Consider the following 18546-nt stretch of genomic DNA (forward strand, 5'->3'; position numbering starts at 1 on the left):
ATAGCGGATTACCGCTAGTACGATGAACTTCGTATCTCCTGTCGAATCTCACAGCCTTTATGGCGTGTAAACTTGCCCCAGGGCGAAAGGAACACTATTATCCGGCGGCCTTGCATGTGTGCGCGGGGAGACTGTCCCTCGCCTTCAACAAGAGAACGGATAAAATTATGCTCGACGCGCTGCGTAATAGCGTAGGTTCCTGGTTTGCAAAACTGCTGATCGGCCTTCTGGTCCTCAGCTTTGCAGTTTGGGGGATCGCTGACGTCTTTACTGGAATCGGCTCCACATCTGTTGCCTCAGTTGGCGACAAAGAAATTTCGGCTCAGGATTTCCAACGAGCTTATTCACGCGAGCTCGACCAGCTGTCACGCCGCGTCGGCCAGCCTGTCACTCAGGAACAGGCCGCTGCATTTGGCGTACCCGCTCAGGTTCTGGGCCGCCTCATCGCCGAAGCTGCGCTTGATTATGAAGCATCTCAGCTGCGCATCGGTGTATCTGATGAAGCTATCGTCAAAACCATTCAGGAAACACCTGCATTTCAGGGTGTAAACGGCTACGATCGTAACCGCCTGAGCCAGGTACTTTATAATCTGGGCATAAGCGAAGATGAATTCGTGATGCAGCAGCAGTTCGTCGCAGAGCGTCAACAGCTTGCAGAAGCAATCATTGGCGGCATTGTTGTCCCAAAGACAATGCTCGAAGCCTTCGACAAATACGCAATGGAAGAGCGCACTGTTGAGTACCTCGTCCTGCCGCAAAGCTCCCTGACAAACGTTCCTGCCCCAACCGACGAAGAGCTCGCTAAGTTCTTTGAAGAAAACAAAGGCAATTACAAAGCGCCTGAATACCGCAGTGCTACCTTGATCGAGCTGACAGCAGACAAGATCGCGAAACCGGAAAATGTGACAGAAGCGGAACTCGCTCAGGAATATGAGCGCACCAAGAACCGTTATCAGTCTCAGGAACAGCGCCGCATCTTCCAGATCTCCTTCCCAACCAAGCAAGAAGCAGAAGCTGCTGTTGTTGAGATGGAGTCCGGCAAAACCTTTGAAGACCTGATGAATGAACGTGATCTGACAGAAAAAGACGTCGATCTCGGTCTCATGAACAAATCCGGCTTCCTTGACCAGAAAATTGCAGATGCAGCCTTTGCCCTCAAAGAAGGTCAGGCAAGCAACGTCGTTGAAGGCCAATTCACCAACGCGGTTCTCTTTGCCAAAGAAGTCAAGGCAGCTGCGGTACAGCCACTGGAAGACGTTAAAGACGAACTACGCGGTATCGTTGCTCAGGCAAACGCAGCCGATGAAGTAGAAGACCTCTTCAACGAAGTCGAAGACGCACGCGCAGGCGGCAGCACCTTTGAAGAAATCGCTGAGCGTTTCGATCTGGCTTTGATCAACACACCTTCATTTGACGCTTCTGGCAAAAACGAAGCGGGTGAAACTGTTGATCTTCCACAAGCAAGCGCACTGACCACGGCAGTCTTTTCAACCGATGTTGGCGTTGAAAATGATCCGCTGGAGATCGGCCGCACGGGTCACCTTTGGTACGAAGTGAAAAATGTCACCCCTTCCCGCGACAGAGAACTCTCTGAAGTGAAAGAAGCCGTGACTGCTGACTGGACTGCTAACCGCACAGCGGAACTGCTGGAAGAAAAAGCTCAAGCTTTGATCGCAGAAGTCGAAGCAGGAAAGCCTCTTTCCGAAGTCGCAACTGCCGAAGGCCTGACAACAGCCACATCTGCACCGTTCACCCGCAACGGCGGCATTGCGGAGCTTTCCGGCTCTGCTGTGACAGCAGCATTTTCCGGACCAAAAGGCACCGCCTCTCAGGTTCCTGGCAACAACGAAGACCGCATTCTTCTTGTCCTCACCGACACGACGTCTCCAGCCTTCATGACAGAATCTGAAAACGTGCAGCGCATTGACACTCAGCTAACAGGCGCACTGGAAAGTTCCTTGCTCAACCAGTTCATCTCTCAGCTGGAGCAAACAGAAGGTGTCCGAGTAAATCAGGCAGTCTTCAACCAGCTGACCGGACTGGATCGCCAGTAGACAAATCCTTGTCGAAAAAAAGCCCGCCACACTTATAAGTGTGGCGGGCTTTTGTTTATCTCCTAGACAGCCCTCCGAAAGCTATCTAATAGTTAGCCCTTGTGTATGCTAAGGAATTACCTGAGAGATTGAGGGGGTTTTCGCCGTGAGCAATTTGAAAAATCTCATTGGAATTGTCGCTGACGGAAACACGTTGGACCGATCTCAGGCCCGTGAGGCCTTCGAGATCATCATGTCAGGCGCTGCAACTCCCGCACAGATCGGCGGCTTCCTCATGGCCTTGCGCTTGCGCGGCGAAACCATCGACGAAATTTCCGCAGCTGTAGAAACCATGCGCGCCAAGATGATCCCGGTGAAAGCACCAGATCACGCCATCGACATTGTTGGCACAGGTGGCGACGCATCCGGCTCCTATAACATTTCAACCTGCACAGCCATTGTTGTGGCAGGCTGTGGCGTGACTGTTGCTAAACATGGCAACCGGTCCCTGTCCTCCAAATCCGGTTCTGCAGAAGCGCTTGCCGAGCTTGGCATCAATCTGGATCTGGATGCGAACGGCATCAGCCATTGCATTCATGAGGCCGGTATCGGCTTCATGTTTGCGCCAAATCACCACAAGGCCATGCGCCATGTCGGCCCGGCCCGCATTGAGCTGGGCACCAGAACAATCTTCAACCTGCTAGGCCCGCTCGCCAACCCGGCAGGCGCAAAGCGCCAGATGACAGGCGTATTCGCACAGCAATGGGTTGAACCACTCGCCAACACCCTTCAGGAAATGGGCACCGAAAAAGCCTGGATCGTCAACGGCTCCGATGGAATGGACGAAATCACCACCACCGGAACCACCTTTGTCGCCGAACTGAAGAACGGAAACATCAACACCTTCACAGTGTCTCCTGAAGAGGCGGGCCTGCCGCTTGCAAAAACAGAAGATCTGAAAGGCGGCGATCCAAAAGAAAACGCTCAGGCATTACGCGAAGTGCTACAAGGAGCAAAAAACGCTTACAGGGATATCGTCCTGCTCAACTCAGCTGCCTCCCTTATCGTCGCAGATAAGGTCTCCACCCTCACTGAGGGTGTCCAGATGGCTGCGCAGGCGATTGACCAAGGTGCAGCCCTTTCCCGACTGGACAAACTTGTTGAAGCCTCCGACGCTGCAACAGCTGCCAATATGAAACTCTAAGACCACGGATCCCATGTCAGATATCCTTAAGAAAATCGAAGCTTACAAACGTGAAGAAATTGCTGCTGCTAAAGCGCAAACTTCATTGGCTGATCTGAATGAGGCGATTAAAGCAGCAACACCAACACGCGGCTTTGCAGATGCTTTGAAAGCCAAGCATGCGAACGGTGAGTACGCCCTGATTGCAGAGGTAAAAAAAGCAAGTCCATCCAAAGGGTTGATCCGTGCTGACTTCAACCCGCCCGCACTCGCCAAAGCCTATGAAAACGGTGGCGCAGCATGTTTGTCCGTATTGACAGACACACCATCCTTTCAGGGCAAACCAGAATATCTCGTCGCAGCTCGCGCTGAAGTCTCTCTGCCTGTTCTGCGCAAGGACTTCCTTTATGACACCTATCAGGTTCATGAAGCACGTGCATGGGGCGCTGACTGTATTTTGATCATTATGGCAGCTGTTGACGACCAACTGGCCAAAGAGTTGGAAGACGCCGCATTTGAACTGGGCATGGATGCGCTTATCGAAGTTCATGACGAAGCTGAGTTGGAACGCGCACTGAAGCTCTCCTCTCCGCTTGTTGGCATCAACAATCGCAATTTAAAAACCTTCGAGACATCTCTGGAAACCAGCGAGCGGCTCGCACCACTGATCCCGCAAGATCGGATCATCGTTGGCGAGAGCGGCCTGTTCACTCCGGAAGACCTCTCCCGAATGGAAAACTCCGGCATCTCCACCTTCCTCATCGGCGAAAGCCTGATGCGTCAGGAAGATGTGGAAACCGCAACCAAAGCTTTGCTTAAACGCTAAAAATCAACTGCTTGGCAAAAGCAGACACCTGAACAAACTGTGTCCAGAGGCAAGAAAATGTCAGAACTTTCTCCAAAACTCACTCACTTAGATGACAGCGGTGCGGCTCATATGGTCGACATTTCGGAGAAAGAGGTTACCTCACGCATTGCCCGTGCAGGCGGTCAGGTAAAAATGCAGCCTGAAACTCTGGACATGATCCTTTCAGGCAACGCCAAGAAAGGCGACGTGCTCGCAACGGCGCGCATTGCTGGCATCATGGCGGCCAAGAGAACTCACGAGCTGATCCCGTTGTGCCATCCTCTGGCGCTTTCCAAGGTTCAGGTGGACTTCACACCCAATCCTGAACTGCCGGGAATTGAGATCGAAGTCTTCGCAAAGGTATCCGGCCAGACTGGCATCGAGATGGAAGCACTTACAGCCGCCTCCGTTGCCTGCCTGACAATTTACGACATGGCAAAAGCCGTTGACCGTTCTATGGAGATCGGTGAAATCCGGTTGCTGGAGAAGAAGGGCGGCAAGTCCGGTCACTATCTGGCTGAGGAGGATAACTCCCAATGAGCTTGATCAGTATTGAAGAAGCGCTGGACCGCCTCCTGAAAGATGTGAAGCCAACCAACACCGAGCAGCTTCCACTACTTGAAGCTGGAAAACGCATTCTGGCAGAAGATGTTGCCGCAACACGAACGCAGCCTCCATTTTCCGCCTCAGCGATGGATGGATATGCCGTCAAAGCTGCTGATACGGTCGATCCAGAGACTGCCTTGAAAGTTATTGGAGAAATTGCTGCCGGGCATAACTTCGATGGCACGCTGCAAGCCGGAGAAGCTCTGCGCATCTTTACAGGTGCACCTGTTCCAGCAGGCGTCGACGCAATTTTGATGCAGGAAAACGCTCGCCGTGACGGGGATAACCTGTTTTGCGAGGAAGCCGTTTCTATTGGTAAGTTCATCCGCCCAGCAGGCCTCGACTTCAAAGAAGGCCAGACCCTCCTGAAGGCGGGCGCACCACTCGGCTTCCGTGAATTGTCTCTTGCAGGCGCCATGAACCACGCAACCTTGCCAGTGCGCAAAAAGCCAGTCGTTGCGATCCTCGCAAATGGTGATGAACTCGTCGAGCCAGGTCAGATACCAGGTCCGAATCAAATCATAGCGTCCAATCAGGTCGGCATCGCAGAATTCGTCAGAAACTGTGGCGGAACGCCAATGATGCTGGGCATTGCACCAGACCAGCCTGAGGAAATCACGGCACGCGTGAAACAGGCTATTGAAGCAAAAGCCGATGTACTGGTGACACTCGGCGGTGCCTCTGTGGGCGACCACGATCTCATTCAGGACGTACTGGGCGCTGAAGGCATGGAGCTAGGCTTCTGGCGCATCGCCATGCGCCCGGGCAAGCCCCTCATGGCCGGAGCCCTTGGCCCCATGAAAGTCCTCGGCCTTCCTGGCAATCCAGTCTCCAGCCTTGTATGCGCACTCCTCTTCCTTGGCCCGCTTCTGGATAAGATGCTAGGCCGCACGGTCTCTGTGACAAATCAAGGCGTTACCAAAGCCACATTGGCAACTGATTTGCCTGCAAATGATATGCGCCAGGACTACCTGCGCGCTAGCCTGAGTACAGATGAACACGGAGATCTGATAGCAACGCCGTTTGGCAAACAGGACTCTTCCATGCTTGCCTTGCTGACAAAAGCAGATGCCCTGATCATTCGCCCACCACACGCACCAGCTGCAAAGGCAGGTGAAAAAGTGGAGCTGCTCAAGCTACGCTAAATCCAGTCATCAGGAGTGGGCAACCCCTGCCCACTCACCCACCAGAAACCAAATCCCCCAGTTCTAGCAGGGCTTAACCTCAACAAACCCATTGCAGAACACAATGAGAACAGGTAGAGTACGTTCGTGTTTTGTCCTTCCAATCGCAGAAGTTGAAGTCTTTCAGCTTCTTGGAATTACAAAACCGCGATTGGTCAGGAATGGCCGCTCACTTTCAATCAGCGCCTTAGGAGCGAACGGGGATAAAAGATGCTTACACAGAAGCAACACGAGCTTTTGATGTTCATCCATCAACGCTTGAAGGAAGCCGGTGTTCCGCCCTCCTTCGATGAGATGAAGGACGCGCTGGACCTCCGTTCCAAATCCGGCATTCACCGGCTGATCACAGCTCTGGAAGAGCGCGGCTTCATTCGCCGCTTGCCGAACAGAGCTCGTGCACTTGAAATCCTCAAACTGCCAGACTCCATTTCTCCGGGCCTGAAGCCTGCCGCCAAGGAAAAAGGCTTTGCACCTGAGGTGATTGAGGGCTCCCTGAGCAAGAAAGTAGCAACGCCGCCACCTCCACGCGCCACATCACCAGACGAAGTGCCAACGCTGGAAATCCCGGTCATGGGCCGCATTGCTGCAGGCGTCCCAATCGAAGCAATCCAGACACAAAGCCATACCATCGCAATGCCTGCTGATCTGATGGGTCGCGGCGAGCATTATGCGCTGGAAGTCAAAGGCGATTCCATGATCGATGCCGGTATCTTCGATGGAGATACCGTGTTGATCAAACGTGGTGACACGGCTGATAACGGCGAGATTGTTGTGGCGCTGATTGATGAAGAAGAAGCAACCTTGAAGCGCCTGCGCAAAAAAGGCGCCTCAGTCGCGCTGGAAGCGGCCAACCCCGCCTACGAAACTCGCATCTTCGGCCCGGGCCGCGTCCACGTGCAAGGCAAGATGATTGCGCTCTTCCGCCGCTATTAAATCATTGGTTGCCTGAGGCAATTTCGGATTCCAAGGCCTGCGCTGAGCATCATATGCCCAGCGCACTTTTTTTATTCTTTCCCCGCCCTCAGCACCAACAGAAAGCCAGATGTAAGCTGAACCGCGCTCTCCGAAAACCTTCTGGTCAATAACCAGCTCAGCCCGGCAAGCCGGAGGCGCCTGAACCTGCGTGATGACGATGGTGGCAAGATGGCAGTCAGCCTCCAAAACATCAGCCACTTTGGACTGTGCCAACAGGATCGGCGCAGAGCTTATCCTCCCTCCCTCTGCAGGCTGCTGAGGGAATATCTCAATCACACAGCCGCGATCATCACAGGACCGATCTGAAGCCCTCACCTTGTGTTGCTTGAACGAACCCGCCGAAACTCCACCAGCGCGCAACAGGCTGTCAGCAGCAAACGACATACGTGAGGACGTCAGTCGAAACGCACCATCCTGCCCATAATAAGCAATGTGCTTGCCCGCATCCGCAATCATCAGATCAGGCGCCTTGCCACCGGCAAACATCAGGACACTCACCGTAAATGCCGGAAGTGAAAGCCATTTCAGGCGCAGCGGCATCACACACAGTACGACAATCGCTAGGATCACGAGCAGATACCCTGGAGCACTGGAAACCCCGAGACTGGTCAGCCCCTCACTGAGTGAGCTCACCCAGTAAGCAGCTTTCAGCACCAGCGCCAACCCAGCCTCCATCCCTTGCAGAAAGAACGCATCCGCACCAAACGGGATCGCCAACAGACTCAATAACCCAAGGGGCATAACCACAAAAGTCACCAATGGCATAGCAAGAATATTCCCCAGAACTCCATAAGGCGCAACCTGCTCAAAATGCATCGCCGCAACTGGCCCCGTGGCAGCACCTGCAATCAACGAGGTCAACGCACAAGCTAGAATCCACTTTAAGATTACACGACTAATCCTATGAAACCATGAGGTATTCCGTCTTCGCGAACTATCTCGATTACCGAGCAACCAATCCTTCCCAAGCATATAGGCTGAGAGCAAGGCGAGCACTGCAATGAAGGACATCTGAAACCCGGGAGCCAGAACCTCCTCCGGCCTCAGGCTTAAAAGCACAAGGCAAGCCAGCGCCAGACCACGCAGACTGAAGGCCCGCCGACCAAGCAGACCCGCGCATAAAATCATCGCCGCCATCAAAAAAGCCCGCTGCGTTGCCACAGAAGCTCCTGACAAACCAAGATAAACAATCGCCGCAATCAGTGCTGCCACGCTGGCATAAACGTGAATATGTCCTTTCAGCGCAAGCGACTGGCTGAGGGATAGGATCAGGCGGGCACCAAGGAAGACCAGAGAGGTCACAAGTCCCATATGCATGCCGGAGATAGCGAGCACATGAGCAAGCCCTGCATTGCGCAAGGCATCCTTGTCAGCGGTGGCAAGATAGTCTCGCTTGCCCACCAGAAGTGCAACAGCAAACGCACTTTCCGGGCTGTTATCCAACACCCGCCGGATCCGCTGTGCTATCCCACTGCGCACACGCTCTATCCCTTGCAGAAAACTTGTGCCCTCTACCTGTGCCACAACAACCGGTTTGGAAAGCGCATAGCCGACCGCACCAATCCCACTGAAAAACGCAGTTCGGGCAAAGTCATACCCACCGGGGCGCACCGCACCTCCCGGCGGCAACAACCGAGCCTTCAGCTGCATCCTGTCCCCCATCACGGGTGCCTCTTTCATCCCCTTGATGCTAATCCGGATGCGATAAGAAAGAAGAGTTACGCCCTTCTGCGAAAGTGTTGTCACATCTGCAAAAATGACGGAGTAAGCCCCTTTGCCAGAATGCTTCACTCCAGCAACCACACCCTCCACTTTGCGTGTAACCGGGCGCTCCAGCGGGTCACCGCGCGCATACTCCACGCGCAAATCAGCAAGGAAGAACCCGGCAGTAAAGAACAAAAGCGCGGTCAGCCCAACCGTCAATCGCCCACCTCTCCAACGGTGAAAAACAAATAATCCCAATAAGATAAAAGGAGTTCCGCTTAAAACACTGTAAGGCTCGGCGGGGAGTGAGAAATAAACCAGCACACCAGCTAAATGGCAGAGCGCATACCAGAGGATGCCATGCCCCTTGTTCCAATCCTGCACGAGAGCAGAGCGGGCATAACTCATGACAGCTGGCCAATCCGGCCTCAGCACGAAACCCAGCAGCTCACGTATCTTTTGGACCACATCACGAAGCCTAAGGCGCTGTTTCTCTTCAACAAAACGCGTGCTTGCGTTGCTATGTGCGTTTTTTGCATTGGTTTGCGTTTTTGTGCGTTGCTGTGTGGCTCGTCCAGCAAGCGCCGTATCGGTCTCAAACAGCACAGAAGAAAACTTATCCTCCTCAAGGCAAAGCTCACCTATTCTGGGAGCACAGCCACCAGATTGCGTCTTGTCTGAGGATGATTGCCCCTCGCGCACCCTTAAGTCCCTTTCTGCCACTTGGGAACTTTTCAATGCTATGGTACACAGCCCGCAGAGGTACGGCGCCCCGCCGTAATTACCCCAAACTATTCGAAGTAACTTGAAACTTTTCCGGAACACCTATGACTAAACCTGTTGTGACGCGCTTTGCGCCTTCTCCTACTGGCTACCTGCATATTGGCGGCGCCCGTACAGCCCTGTTCAACTGGCTTCTGGCAAAACACAGCGGCGGTAAAATGCTGCTGCGCATTGAAGACACCGATCGCTCCCGCTCCACTGAGGAAGCCGTAGATGCGCTGCTGGACGGTCTGTCCTGGCTGGGCATGGACTGGGACGGCGAGCCGATCTCCCAGTATGGCCGCGTTGACCGCCACCGCGAAGTTGCTGAGCAGATGGTCAAGGACGGCACTGCGTACTACTGCTACTGCTCCCCGGAAGAAGTGAACGAGATGCGCGAGAAGGCCCGCGCAGAAGGTCGCCCGCCGCGCTATGACGGCACCTGGCGTGATCGTGACCCATCTGAAGCACCAGAAGGCATCGCCCCTGCCATTCGCCTGAAAGCACCGCTTGAAGGTGACACCATCGTGGAAGATCAGGTTCAGGGCACCGTCAAGTTCGCCAACAAGGATCTGGACGACCTGATCCTCGTGCGTTCTGATGGCAACCCAACCTACATGCTGGCCGTTGTGGTAGACGATCACGACATGGGCGTCACCCACATCGTTCGTGGCGATGACCACCTGACCAACGCAGCACGCCAGTCCCTGATCTACAAGGCTCTGAACTGGGATGTCCCGGTCATGGCGCACATTCCGCTGATCTACGGACCAGATGGCGCAAAGCTCTCCAAGCGCCACGGCGCAGTAGGTGCAGAAGCGTACCGGGCTATGGGCTACTTGCCATCCGCCATGCGCAACTATCTGGCACGCCTCGGCTGGTCCCACGGCGATGACGAGATCTTTTCTACCGATCAGATGATCGAGTGGTTCGGTCTGGACGCTGTAGGCAAATCCCCGTCCCGTTTCGACTTCAAGAAGCTGGAAAACCTGAACGCTCACTACATGCGCTCAGAAAGCGATGAGGAGCTGCTCGGTCACTTCCTCACCTATCTGATGGACGTGGAAGGCGGCGCAGACGTCATGGCGTGGATTGCAGGCGATGGAAACCAGGACAAACTGGTTGAAGCTCTGCCTGGCCTGAAAGAGCGTGCAAAGACCCTTGTCGAACTGCAGGAATCTGCTCGTTACCTCTGGGTTCAGCGTCCGCTGGATCTGGATGCAAAGGCTGAAAAGATCCTCTCTGACGAGGCACGTGCTGTTCTTGGCAAGGTTCTGGTTGCTCTGGAAGCACTGGACGAGTGGACCGTGGAAAGCACCGAGACTGCCGTTAAGGCAGTTGCTGAAGCAGAAGAGCTGAAACTCGGCAAAGTTGCTCAGCCATTGCGCGCTGCACTCACTGGTCGTGGCACATCCCCAGGCATCTTTGACGTGCTCAAAGTGCTCGGAAAAGACGAATCTTGCGCACGCATTCGTGATCTTTCAGCTTAATTCGCTGAATTCTAAAAGAAACTACCGCTGCAAATACTAGTCATTCGTAGCGGTAGTTACACTTATAGCTAAAAGCATTGGTTGCGGGCGCTTGCCCCATCGCGGCAAATGATATAGGCAGTTCCACGACAACACTCTCCTCCGGGCGGAAACGTCAGATCATGCAGTGTATTCATTTGTACACAAATGAAGCAAGTCGCATGAGGAGATACAAAATGGGGGTTGCCTGATATGAGCGACAAAACAGCGAAACTGACTATTGGAGACAACAGCTGGGACTTTAACGTCCACTCTGGCTCCATGGGCCCTGATGTTCTGGACATCGGTTCGCTTTATAAGCAAACTGATCACTTCACACTGGACCCTGGTTTCACATCAACTGCCTCATGCGAATCCAAGATCACTTACATCGACGGTGACGCAGGCGTTCTGCTTTACCGCGGTTACCCGATTGAACAGCTCGCCGAACACGGCGACTTTTTGGAAAGCTGCTATCTGCTGCTGTACGGCGAACTGCCAACACGCGCAGAGAAGGACGATTTTGTTCATCGTGTAACTTATCACACCATGATCCATGATCAGATGAGCTCTTTCTTCAAGGGTTATCGTCGTGACGCCCACCCAATGGCAGTCATGACCGGTACCGTTGGAGCTCTCTCTTCCTTCTATCATGACAGCACCGACATCTCTGATCCACACCTGCGCATGGTTGCATCCCTGCGCATGATCGCAAAGATGCCGACCATTGCTGCAATGGCCTACAAATATCACGTTGGCCAGCCATTCGTTTACCCAAGAAACGATCTGGACTACGCATCCAACTTCCTGCACATGTGCTTTGCAGTTCCATGTGAGGAATATAAAGTAAATCCGGTTCTGGCACGTGCCATGGACCGTATCTTCATCCTGCACGCTGATCACGAGCAGAACGCTTCCACGTCCACCGTACGTCTTGCTGGTTCTTCAGGCGCAAACCCATTTGCATGTATTGCAGCTGGTATTGCATGTCTGTGGGGTCCATCTCATGGCGGTGCGAATGAGGCAGCTCTGAACATGCTCTCCGAAATCGGTTCTGTTGACCGTATTCCTGAGTATGTAGCACGTGCAAAAGACAAGAATGATCCGTTCCGCCTCATGGGCTTCGGTCACCGCGTCTACAAAAACTACGACCCACGCGCGCGCATCATGCAGAAAACCTGTCATGAAGTGCTTGCAGAGCTGGGCCACCAGGACGATCCGCTTCTTGAAGTGGCAATGGAACTGGAAAAAGTTGCTCTCACCGATCCTTACTTCGTTGAGAAGAAGCTTTATCCAAACATTGACTTCTACTCCGGCATCACCCTGCGTGCTCTGGGCTTCCCAACCACCATGTTCACCGTGCTCTTCGCACTGGCTCGTACAGTAGGTTGGATCGCACAGTGGAAGGAAATGATTGAAGATCCTTCCCAGCGTATCGGTCGTCCACGCCAGCTGTACACCGGCTATTCCGAGCGTGATTATCAGCCAATCGACCAGCGCCGCTAAGAACATTCTCCGAAAAACGGATACCGGTTTTCGGGAAGTGTAGCAAAGCTGATTGAGCTGATAGACAGACTTTAGAAAAAGGAGGCATTTTGCCTCCTTTTTTATTTGAATAGCGCCCATTGCGTTCAACACACGCAAACCATGAGGCGGCTTAATCCTGTTCATGCCTCACCACATCCCTATCCTTGATGTTTGACCAAGTGCCCGGCACTGCCACCGGCATCAGAAAAGGATGTATTGATGCGCCTCGTCCCCCTCCCTGTTTTTGCAGCTTTCACGCTCCTCTTTGCTGGTCTGGCAAGCTATTCCTTAGCAAACACCGACACCACACAAGCCTCCAGGGACGTTGTCTTTTCAAACCTGAGCATGCAGGACGGCACATCAGACAATTCCATCTGCGTTGAGCGTTATGGTGACGGGTACACAGTCTCCCCCTCCAAGGAAGCCCCCAAGCGCACCTACATCAGCGATAAGGGGCACACGGTAACGCTGGTAGATACAAACGAGATCCTGGGACACGGCATTTTTGCAGAGCACGACAGGTTCATGATGACATTCCCCGGCAATAAAGAGGAAGAGATCGAGGTCACTCAGTTCGTAACCGGCCTGATTGGCGGCGACAACTACAGTGGCGTATTCACAGACGGCACATGCACCGGAAAGGTTTCTGTTGGCCCATTGGAATACAAATAAAAACCATTCACCACAGTTGAACTGAACACCCTGAACCACACCGCCGGAGATGTTTCTCAAACCTGTAAAGGTTCGGTACAACAACAAACGCAGCATGCCAAGCTTATCATCCAACGCCTTTGGCATCAGCGCCAACGCTAGGAGTTCAGGTACAAGAGGTGGGACAACAGGCCTGAAACAGGAGTGCACATGCGCCTTACAAAACTGAGACACCCCGGTGTGGTTCTCCTCATCACATTCGCAATGCTGGGGGCAGCCAGCAGTCATGTCATCAATCGCGAGAATATAGCCAATCCGTTCTCCGACATGAAACGCGTGCTCCCGTCACGGCAAGTCATAGTTGACAATCTGACAGTCCAGACTGATGCCGTGGGAGTTGAGTTTTGCAAAGAACGTTATGGCAGCGGAACCACCTTTTATCCCGACCAAAACGGGAAACAAGGGCAGTTTATCAGCGACAGGAACGACAAAATCTCCCTCTACGACCGAAGTGAGTGGCGCCAAGACGGCATATATACAGAACACTCAAAACTGCTCATCACCTTCCACTACGACCCGGACGTAGAGGTCGAGGTCACGATCTTCATCACCGGCTTCATCGACTCCAAGCCGTTCAGCGGCGTCTTCTCTGATGGCATCTGCACCGGACACTTTTCCGTCGTCGAAGCTAAGTGATCCCGCAAAACGCTGCTTCGAGAAATTGACTAAATCCGGACAGTCACGCGAAACACATTCTTCATCCTAAAGAAAATCAAATTGAACCCAGAGCATTTACATTAACGCAGCAGGACTATTCTTTGCGGGTCGTGAGGCCTGAACAGCAACGAGTGGAAGCTCCCCATGAAGAAGATTTTCTGTGCAGCAACAAGCCTCAGTCCTGTCGTCGACAGATCCGGGACGAGAGGTCAGGCACAGCAGGTTTGAAATGGGAGTAGACATGCGCCTTACAAAACTGAAACAGTCCGGTGTAGCTCTCATCCTCACCATTGGAATGCTGGGGCAAGCCAACGCTCAGATCACCCACCGCGACAACCGGGGCAATCCCTTCACAGACCTGAAACGCCTTTCTGTATCACGGCAGATCGCCATCCAGAACCTGACAGTCCTGACCGATGCAGTTGGGGTCGAGTTCTGTAAAGAGCGCTATGGCAACGGATACACTGTCTACCCCGATCCAAACGGACGGCGCGGGCAGTTTGTCAGCGACAAAGGACACAAATTCTCCCTCTACGCCCGCAGTGAACTGCGCGGTGACGGCATTTATGCCGAACACTCGCAAGTCCTCATCACGTTCCCCAATGATCCGGATGAAGAAGTCGAGAACACCCAGTTCATAACCGGCTTCGTGAACTCAAAAATCTTCACCGGCGTCTTCTCAGATGGCATCTGCTCCGGAAGGTTCTCTGTCGTCGGCGCCAAATGATCATTTCTGGACAGGCGCAGTTGCCTCAGTCAGATCAAAGCATTTACTGACAGAACTCTCGTTGGTCTTATAGGTGCGAAAGCCAACCGCCTCATAATAACCCAGCCCCTCCGGGTTGGAGGCACCAATCGTGGCATCAATCTTCTCAAGCCCGGCTTGTCTTGCAGCATCAAGCGTTGCAGCAAACAAGGCCCGCCCGACACCGCGGCGCCCTGCACTCGGGCGCACATGGGTGCCGATCATGCCCCAACCCGGCGTCACACCATAAGTGTTGCCCTCTGATGCCCGCTTCAGGACCTGCAGCCCAAGCAGGGTCCCGTCCACATCTTCAACCACAGAACAGCGGATATTATCTGCATGAGCAATGTACTGAGAGATCACATAGGTCTCATCACTCGGCAAACTGCGCTTTCCCAACGCAGCAAGTTCCTGCAAAAAACTGCTGATTTCTTCAACATCGGCCAGAACCGCGTCTCTGACTTTCATAAAAACCTCAAAATCTGTAGCTGACCTGCACACTCATTCTCAAAACAAACACGACAGGCGAAAACCCACGATGCATCAATGCAATGAAGAGCATAGCCTATCATAAGCCCTGGATTTTCCAGCCCCTACACTGCGTAAATCTTCAGTTTTCACGGATGTTTATGCGTAGTGCATTAGAAACTGGCTAAATCCAGCAGTATCCCCAAAACCCATTCTTCATCCTAAAGAAAATCGAAGCTCAGCAAAAACATCTACGTTAACGCAGCAGGACTACTCTTTGCGCGGTTTTAAGCCTGAAAATAACAAGTGGTGGCACCCATGAAGAAATATCTCTGTGCAGCAGCAAGCCTTGGCGCAATTGCCTATGTCAGCAGCACGGCTCTGGCAGACGATCACAGTCTGGGCAGTGACAATGAATCCGTCACATTCTCCGAGCTGACATTGGCAGACGGCACGCCTGACGACGGCACCTGCGCAAAACGCTACGGAACAGGTTACAAAACCGCAGACCATCCCGACACATCTTCACCAAACGCTCAAAAGACGACGACAGAAGGCCACGACATCATCATCTCCTCCACCGGAGGCACCATTGGGGATGGCATCCTGTCCATCGAAAATGAATACGAGATCATCTTCCCCAATGACGAACACAAAGAAACAATTGATGTGAAGATGTTCGCAACCGGTCTGATTGGCAGCGGAACAGCCTCAGGCGTGTTCTCGGATGGCACGTGCCGCGGCAAGGTCACCATTCAATCGGCCCAGCAGTAGGACCCGAGCCCGATGAAAGCCGCCCTTTGCACAGCCATATCCCTGACAGCCCTGACGCTCACAAGCATCAGCGCAGACGCGATGAGCCTGCGATTGGGGCGCGGCGACAAGTTTTCCGCATTCACCGACCCGTCACTGATGGACGGAAGTCCGGACAACGGGATCTGCGCGAAAAGATATGCCAATGGCTTCACGGTTAAGAAACATCCAGGCTCCCTCGCAGAGCTCCGCAATTTCATCACCTATGAGGGGCATGAGATCAAAATGATCCATATAGGCGGCAGCTTGGAAAATGGCCTGTACTCAGAGGAGAATGAATACATCATCACCTTCCCGCAGGACATACAAAGCAAACCTGTCAACTTTCAGCTGATGGCAACAGGGATCACAGGCGAAACGCAAGCGACTGGGGTCTTCTCTGACGGGACGTGTCGCGGCTCAACAGTGATGACACTGCTGAAGAAAACACAACTGCAATGATACAACACCGCGTCATACCACCCAACGATACGGGACGGATAGAACAATGAAAACACTGCTCCTGACCACAATCGCCTTCACGGCACTGGCCATCACCAGCACTGCTGCTCTGGCCGTCGCACAAAGGCTGGGGCCCGGCGATAAAACAATCACCTTCTCCAATCTCTCGATGACAGACGGCAGTCCAGATGATGGAACCTGCGAAAAGCGCTACGGTGAAGGCTTCACAACCAAGGACCATCCGGACTCCACCAATGACACGCTTAAACGCGGCACGGACAAAGGCCACGACATTCTGGTCATCGCCATTGGTGGCAGCGTCAGCGGGGGCATCTTCTCAATCGAGAACGAGTACGAGATCATTTTCCCGGGAGATGAAACCAAAACACCTGTTGACGTGGAACTCGCTGCAACAGGTCTGGTCGGCACTCAGGAAGCGTCCGGCGTTTTCTCCGACGGCACCTGCCGCGGAACACTGCACATCAAGGTATTGGAACCATAAGTGTAATGATACGGGCCATCTCAACTCACCAATAATGACGTAATGGAGCGAACGTTGAAAATACTCTTCCTGGCCACTTTCAACGCACTGGCGCTGATCATCGCAAGCACCTCTGCACAAGCGATAATCGAGAAGCTGCATTTCAATGACAACATAATCACCTTCTCCAATGTCTCTATGATCAATGGAAGCGCGCCAGACGACATCTGTTTGAAACGATACGGTGAGGAGTTAGCAACAAGAGATCACCCCGACTCTACAAAGTTTTCCATCAAACGTATGACCGACAAAGGCCATGACATCACAGTAGCTTCACGAAGCATCAATGTGACCGAAGGCATCTTTTCCATCGAAAGCCGATATGAAGTTCTCTTTCCAGATGACGACAGCCAAACACCCGTTCACCTAACCATAACGACGACCGGACTGATCGGAGACAAAGAAGCGACTGGACTGTTCTCAGATGGCACCTGCAGAGGGGCCATCAAGGTCAAAAATAAATAAATTGATTAATACACTCGAGAAAAACTAGATAAGCCGTTCGAGGTGTACTCTTTCACTGCATTAAACAAGCACTGAGGAGAACACCCTGCGCTTAAAGCATCACTTTAAGCACAACACCAAATGACTCTTGGTTTTCAAAGAGCTACACCCATTTAATGAATCACTTTCAAAAGCACCTAAGCTGAAACTCCAGCCGTTTCCAAAATGATCCGGGCAGCCTTGCCTGCCTGACTTTCGCCTTCAGGCAAACGCATCTTTTCATCAATACGAGAGAACGCGTCCAGCTGCGCCCGCCGCTCTGGACTGTCAGACAGCAGCGCAAGTACAGCCTGACTGAGCACTTCAGGGTCCGCTTCGTCTTCAATATATTCCTTGATGCTGTGATCCCCAAGCACAAGGTTGGGCAGCACAATGGTGTCCACCGCAACAATCTTGACGAACCGGTTGATCTGCTTCAAACGGCGGAAGAACCAGTCCAGCTTGTAAGCTATAACCATAGGCACCCCAGCAATCGCCAGCTCCAAAGACACAGTACCGCTGGCCGCAAGCGCTGCATTTGCCTGTCGCAAAGCCGCAAACTTTTCCGCTTCACCCGTCACAATACGCGGCTGCACCTTCCAGGAAGCCACACCATCGCGAATGCGCTGTTCCTGATGAGGCACTGCTGGAATGATCACATCCACATCCGGGTCTTGCGCACAAATCAAAGCGACTGCTTCACCAAACGGCTCCAGCAACCGCGAAACCTCGCTGGTTCGGGAGCCCGGAAGCACCACCAACTGCTTTCTGCCTGTCCCGAGCTCTGCGCGCTCCCCCGGAGCAGGCCGCAAATCCGCAAGCCGTTCAATCAACGGATGCCCTACATAGTCACAAGGCGGCCCACCAAGGCGCTTGTGGGCCTCAGGCTCAAACGGCAACAGAGCAAGCAGCTGATCCACATATGCCGCCATCTTCTTCGCACGTCCCGGACGCCACGCCCACACAGACGGGCTCACATAGTCCACCACTCGGATATGAGGCGCTTTTTTGCGCACGCGCTTTGCCACATTGTGAGTGAAATCCGGAGAGTCGATGATCAGCAGCAAATCAGGTTGCTCGGCAATAACCGCATCAACGGTTTGATGTACACGTCGAATAATTGTCGGCAAACGTTCCAGCACCGCCGTAATGCCCATCACAGCAATATCATGCAGCGGAAAGATCGACTGCACACCTTGAGCCGCCATGCGCTCACCGCCCAGACCACAGGCTTGTAGACGATCACCAATCGAAGCCCGCAGAGCTTTTATGACTTCCGCGCCGAGCTGATCACCTGATTCCTCGCCAACAACAAAGAAAACCTTGAAGGGTTTGACAGCTTCCAAATCGCTCATACC

General features: G+C 53.2%; 18 protein-coding genes. 15 read left to right on the forward strand and 3 right to left on the reverse strand.

Going from position 1 to position 18546, the window contains the following annotated elements; all coding sequences use genetic code 11:
• Window positions 1-167: 167 nt before the first annotated feature.
• The 6 genes from PsAD46_RS18770 to lexA all read left to right on the forward strand — a co-directional run bounded on the left by PsAD46_RS18770 (window position 168) and on the right by lexA (window position 6786).
• Window positions 168-2054 carry a SurA N-terminal domain-containing protein gene (locus PsAD46_RS18770; protein ID WP_063292481.1) on the forward strand — a complete coding sequence of 629 codons (1887 nt, stop codon included), beginning with the start codon at window positions 168-170 and terminating at the stop codon, window positions 2052-2054.
• Window positions 2055-2199: 145 nt separating this feature from the next.
• The gene (trpD, locus tag PsAD46_RS18775; RefSeq protein ID WP_063307594.1) at window positions 2200-3237 is read left to right on the forward strand and encodes an anthranilate phosphoribosyltransferase; all 1038 of its coding nucleotides are present in this window, start codon (window positions 2200-2202) and stop codon (window positions 3235-3237) included.
• 13 nt (window positions 3238-3250) lie between these two features.
• Entirely contained in the window at window positions 3251-4042 is a 792-nt protein-coding gene (gene trpC / locus PsAD46_RS18780; RefSeq protein ID WP_063292480.1) for an indole-3-glycerol phosphate synthase TrpC, read from the forward strand.
• A 57-nt stretch (window positions 4043-4099) separates the two neighbouring features.
• Complete coding sequence (moaC, locus tag PsAD46_RS18785) at window positions 4100-4603, forward strand: cyclic pyranopterin monophosphate synthase MoaC (RefSeq protein ID WP_057465509.1); 504 nt, start codon at window positions 4100-4102, stop codon at window positions 4601-4603.
• Window positions 4600-5814, forward strand: coding sequence for a gephyrin-like molybdotransferase Glp (gene glp / locus PsAD46_RS18790; protein ID WP_063305277.1), 1215 nt, complete (start codon window positions 4600-4602; stop codon window positions 5812-5814). Before moaC ends, glp begins: the two co-directional genes overlap by 4 nt.
• A gap of 249 nt (window positions 5815-6063) precedes the next feature.
• Window positions 6064-6786: a transcriptional repressor LexA gene (lexA, locus tag PsAD46_RS18795; RefSeq protein WP_063288996.1), complete on the forward strand. Its 723-nt coding sequence runs from the start codon at window positions 6064-6066 to the stop codon at window positions 6784-6786.
• Here the strand turns inward: lexA and PsAD46_RS18800 are convergent.
• Window positions 6682-9234, reverse strand: coding sequence for a ComEC/Rec2 family competence protein (locus PsAD46_RS18800; RefSeq protein ID WP_063307595.1), 2553 nt, complete (start codon window positions 9232-9234; stop codon window positions 6682-6684). The genes lexA and PsAD46_RS18800 overlap by 105 nt on opposite strands.
• A 125-nt stretch (window positions 9235-9359) precedes the next feature.
• On the opposite strand from PsAD46_RS18800, the gene gltX reads away from it, so the two are divergent.
• From gltX to PsAD46_RS18825, 5 genes are all read left to right on the forward strand, one after another.
• Window positions 9360-10784 (forward strand): glutamate--tRNA ligase, encoded by a 1425-nt coding sequence (gene gltX / locus PsAD46_RS18805; protein ID WP_063307596.1) that lies wholly within the window; start codon window positions 9360-9362, stop codon window positions 10782-10784.
• A gap of 231 nt (window positions 10785-11015) precedes the next feature.
• Window positions 11016-12308 carry a citrate synthase gene (gene gltA / locus PsAD46_RS18810; protein ID WP_057465514.1) on the forward strand — a complete coding sequence of 431 codons (1293 nt, stop codon included), beginning with the start codon at window positions 11016-11018 and terminating at the stop codon, window positions 12306-12308.
• Between the two features lie 240 nt (window positions 12309-12548).
• Window positions 12549-13001, forward strand: coding sequence for a hypothetical protein (locus PsAD46_RS18815; protein WP_208981921.1), 453 nt, complete (start codon window positions 12549-12551; stop codon window positions 12999-13001).
• 189 nt (window positions 13002-13190) lie between these two features.
• On the forward strand, window positions 13191-13676 hold the full coding sequence (locus tag PsAD46_RS18820) for a hypothetical protein (protein ID WP_063307597.1): 486 nt from the start codon (window positions 13191-13193) through the stop codon (window positions 13674-13676).
• Window positions 13677-13938: 262 nt separating this feature from the next.
• Window positions 13939-14424, forward strand: a complete 486-nt coding sequence (locus tag PsAD46_RS18825; RefSeq protein ID WP_063307598.1) for a hypothetical protein — start codon at window positions 13939-13941, stop codon at window positions 14422-14424.
• Here PsAD46_RS18825 and PsAD46_RS18830 read toward each other — a convergent pair whose 3' ends face one another.
• Window positions 14425-14910 carry a GNAT family N-acetyltransferase gene (locus PsAD46_RS18830; RefSeq protein ID WP_063307599.1) on the reverse strand — a complete coding sequence of 162 codons (486 nt, stop codon included), beginning with the start codon at window positions 14908-14910 and terminating at the stop codon, window positions 14425-14427.
• Window positions 14911-15228: 318 nt separating this feature from the next.
• On the opposite strand from PsAD46_RS18830, the gene PsAD46_RS18835 reads away from it, so the two are divergent.
• The 4 genes from PsAD46_RS18835 to PsAD46_RS18850 are packed head-to-tail and all read left to right on the forward strand — an operon-like array spanning window position 15229 to window position 17170.
• A complete protein-coding gene (locus tag PsAD46_RS18835; RefSeq protein ID WP_063307600.1) occupies window positions 15229-15684 on the forward strand; it encodes a hypothetical protein in 456 nt (151 codons plus the stop codon).
• Between the two features lie 12 nt (window positions 15685-15696).
• Window positions 15697-16164, forward strand: coding sequence for a hypothetical protein (locus tag PsAD46_RS18840; RefSeq protein ID WP_063307601.1), 468 nt, complete (start codon window positions 15697-15699; stop codon window positions 16162-16164).
• A gap of 46 nt (window positions 16165-16210) precedes the next feature.
• The gene (locus tag PsAD46_RS18845; protein WP_063292470.1) at window positions 16211-16666 is read left to right on the forward strand and encodes a hypothetical protein; all 456 of its coding nucleotides are present in this window, start codon (window positions 16211-16213) and stop codon (window positions 16664-16666) included.
• A 54-nt stretch (window positions 16667-16720) separates the two neighbouring features.
• Entirely contained in the window at window positions 16721-17170 is a 450-nt protein-coding gene (locus PsAD46_RS18850) for a hypothetical protein (protein ID WP_208981922.1), read from the forward strand.
• Window positions 17171-17346: 176 nt separating this feature from the next.
• On the opposite strand, the gene lpxB is transcribed toward PsAD46_RS18850, so the two are convergent.
• Complete coding sequence (gene lpxB, locus PsAD46_RS18855; RefSeq protein WP_063307602.1) at window positions 17347-18543, reverse strand: lipid-A-disaccharide synthase; 1197 nt, start codon at window positions 18541-18543, stop codon at window positions 17347-17349.
• Window positions 18544-18546 lie beyond the last annotated feature (3 nt).

The organism is Pseudovibrio sp. Ad46, from assembly GCF_001623065.1.
In the GTDB taxonomy this organism is placed as follows: domain Bacteria; phylum Pseudomonadota; class Alphaproteobacteria; order Rhizobiales; family Stappiaceae; genus Pseudovibrio.

Coding starts and splice junctions, on each gene's coding strand:
- PsAD46_RS18770 (WP_063292481.1), top strand. CDS start 168: ATGCTCGACGCGCTGCGTAATAGCGTAGGTTCCTGGTTTGCAAAACTG.
- trpC (WP_063292480.1), top strand. CDS start 3,251: ATGTCAGATATCCTTAAGAAAATCGAAGCTTACAAACGTGAAGAAATT.
- moaC (WP_057465509.1), top strand. CDS start 4,100: ATGTCAGAACTTTCTCCAAAACTCACTCACTTAGATGACAGCGGTGCG.
- glp (WP_063305277.1), top strand. CDS start 4,600: ATGAGCTTGATCAGTATTGAAGAAGCGCTGGACCGCCTCCTGAAAGAT.
- lexA (WP_063288996.1), top strand. CDS start 6,064: ATGCTTACACAGAAGCAACACGAGCTTTTGATGTTCATCCATCAACGC.
- gltX (WP_063307596.1), top strand. CDS start 9,360: ATGACTAAACCTGTTGTGACGCGCTTTGCGCCTTCTCCTACTGGCTAC.
- gltA (WP_057465514.1), top strand. CDS start 11,016: ATGAGCGACAAAACAGCGAAACTGACTATTGGAGACAACAGCTGGGAC.
- PsAD46_RS18815 (WP_208981921.1), top strand. CDS start 12,549: ATGCGCCTCGTCCCCCTCCCTGTTTTTGCAGCTTTCACGCTCCTCTTT.
- PsAD46_RS18820 (WP_063307597.1), top strand. CDS start 13,191: ATGCGCCTTACAAAACTGAGACACCCCGGTGTGGTTCTCCTCATCACA.
- PsAD46_RS18825 (WP_063307598.1), top strand. CDS start 13,939: ATGCGCCTTACAAAACTGAAACAGTCCGGTGTAGCTCTCATCCTCACC.
- PsAD46_RS18830 (WP_063307599.1), bottom strand. CDS start 14,910: ATGAAAGTCAGAGACGCGGTTCTGGCCGATGTTGAAGAAATCAGCAGT.
- PsAD46_RS18835 (WP_063307600.1), top strand. CDS start 15,229: ATGAAGAAATATCTCTGTGCAGCAGCAAGCCTTGGCGCAATTGCCTAT.
- PsAD46_RS18840 (WP_063307601.1), top strand. CDS start 15,697: ATGAAAGCCGCCCTTTGCACAGCCATATCCCTGACAGCCCTGACGCTC.
- PsAD46_RS18845 (WP_063292470.1), top strand. CDS start 16,211: ATGAAAACACTGCTCCTGACCACAATCGCCTTCACGGCACTGGCCATC.
- lpxB (WP_063307602.1), bottom strand. CDS start 18,543: ATGAGCGATTTGGAAGCTGTCAAACCCTTCAAGGTTTTCTTTGTTGTT.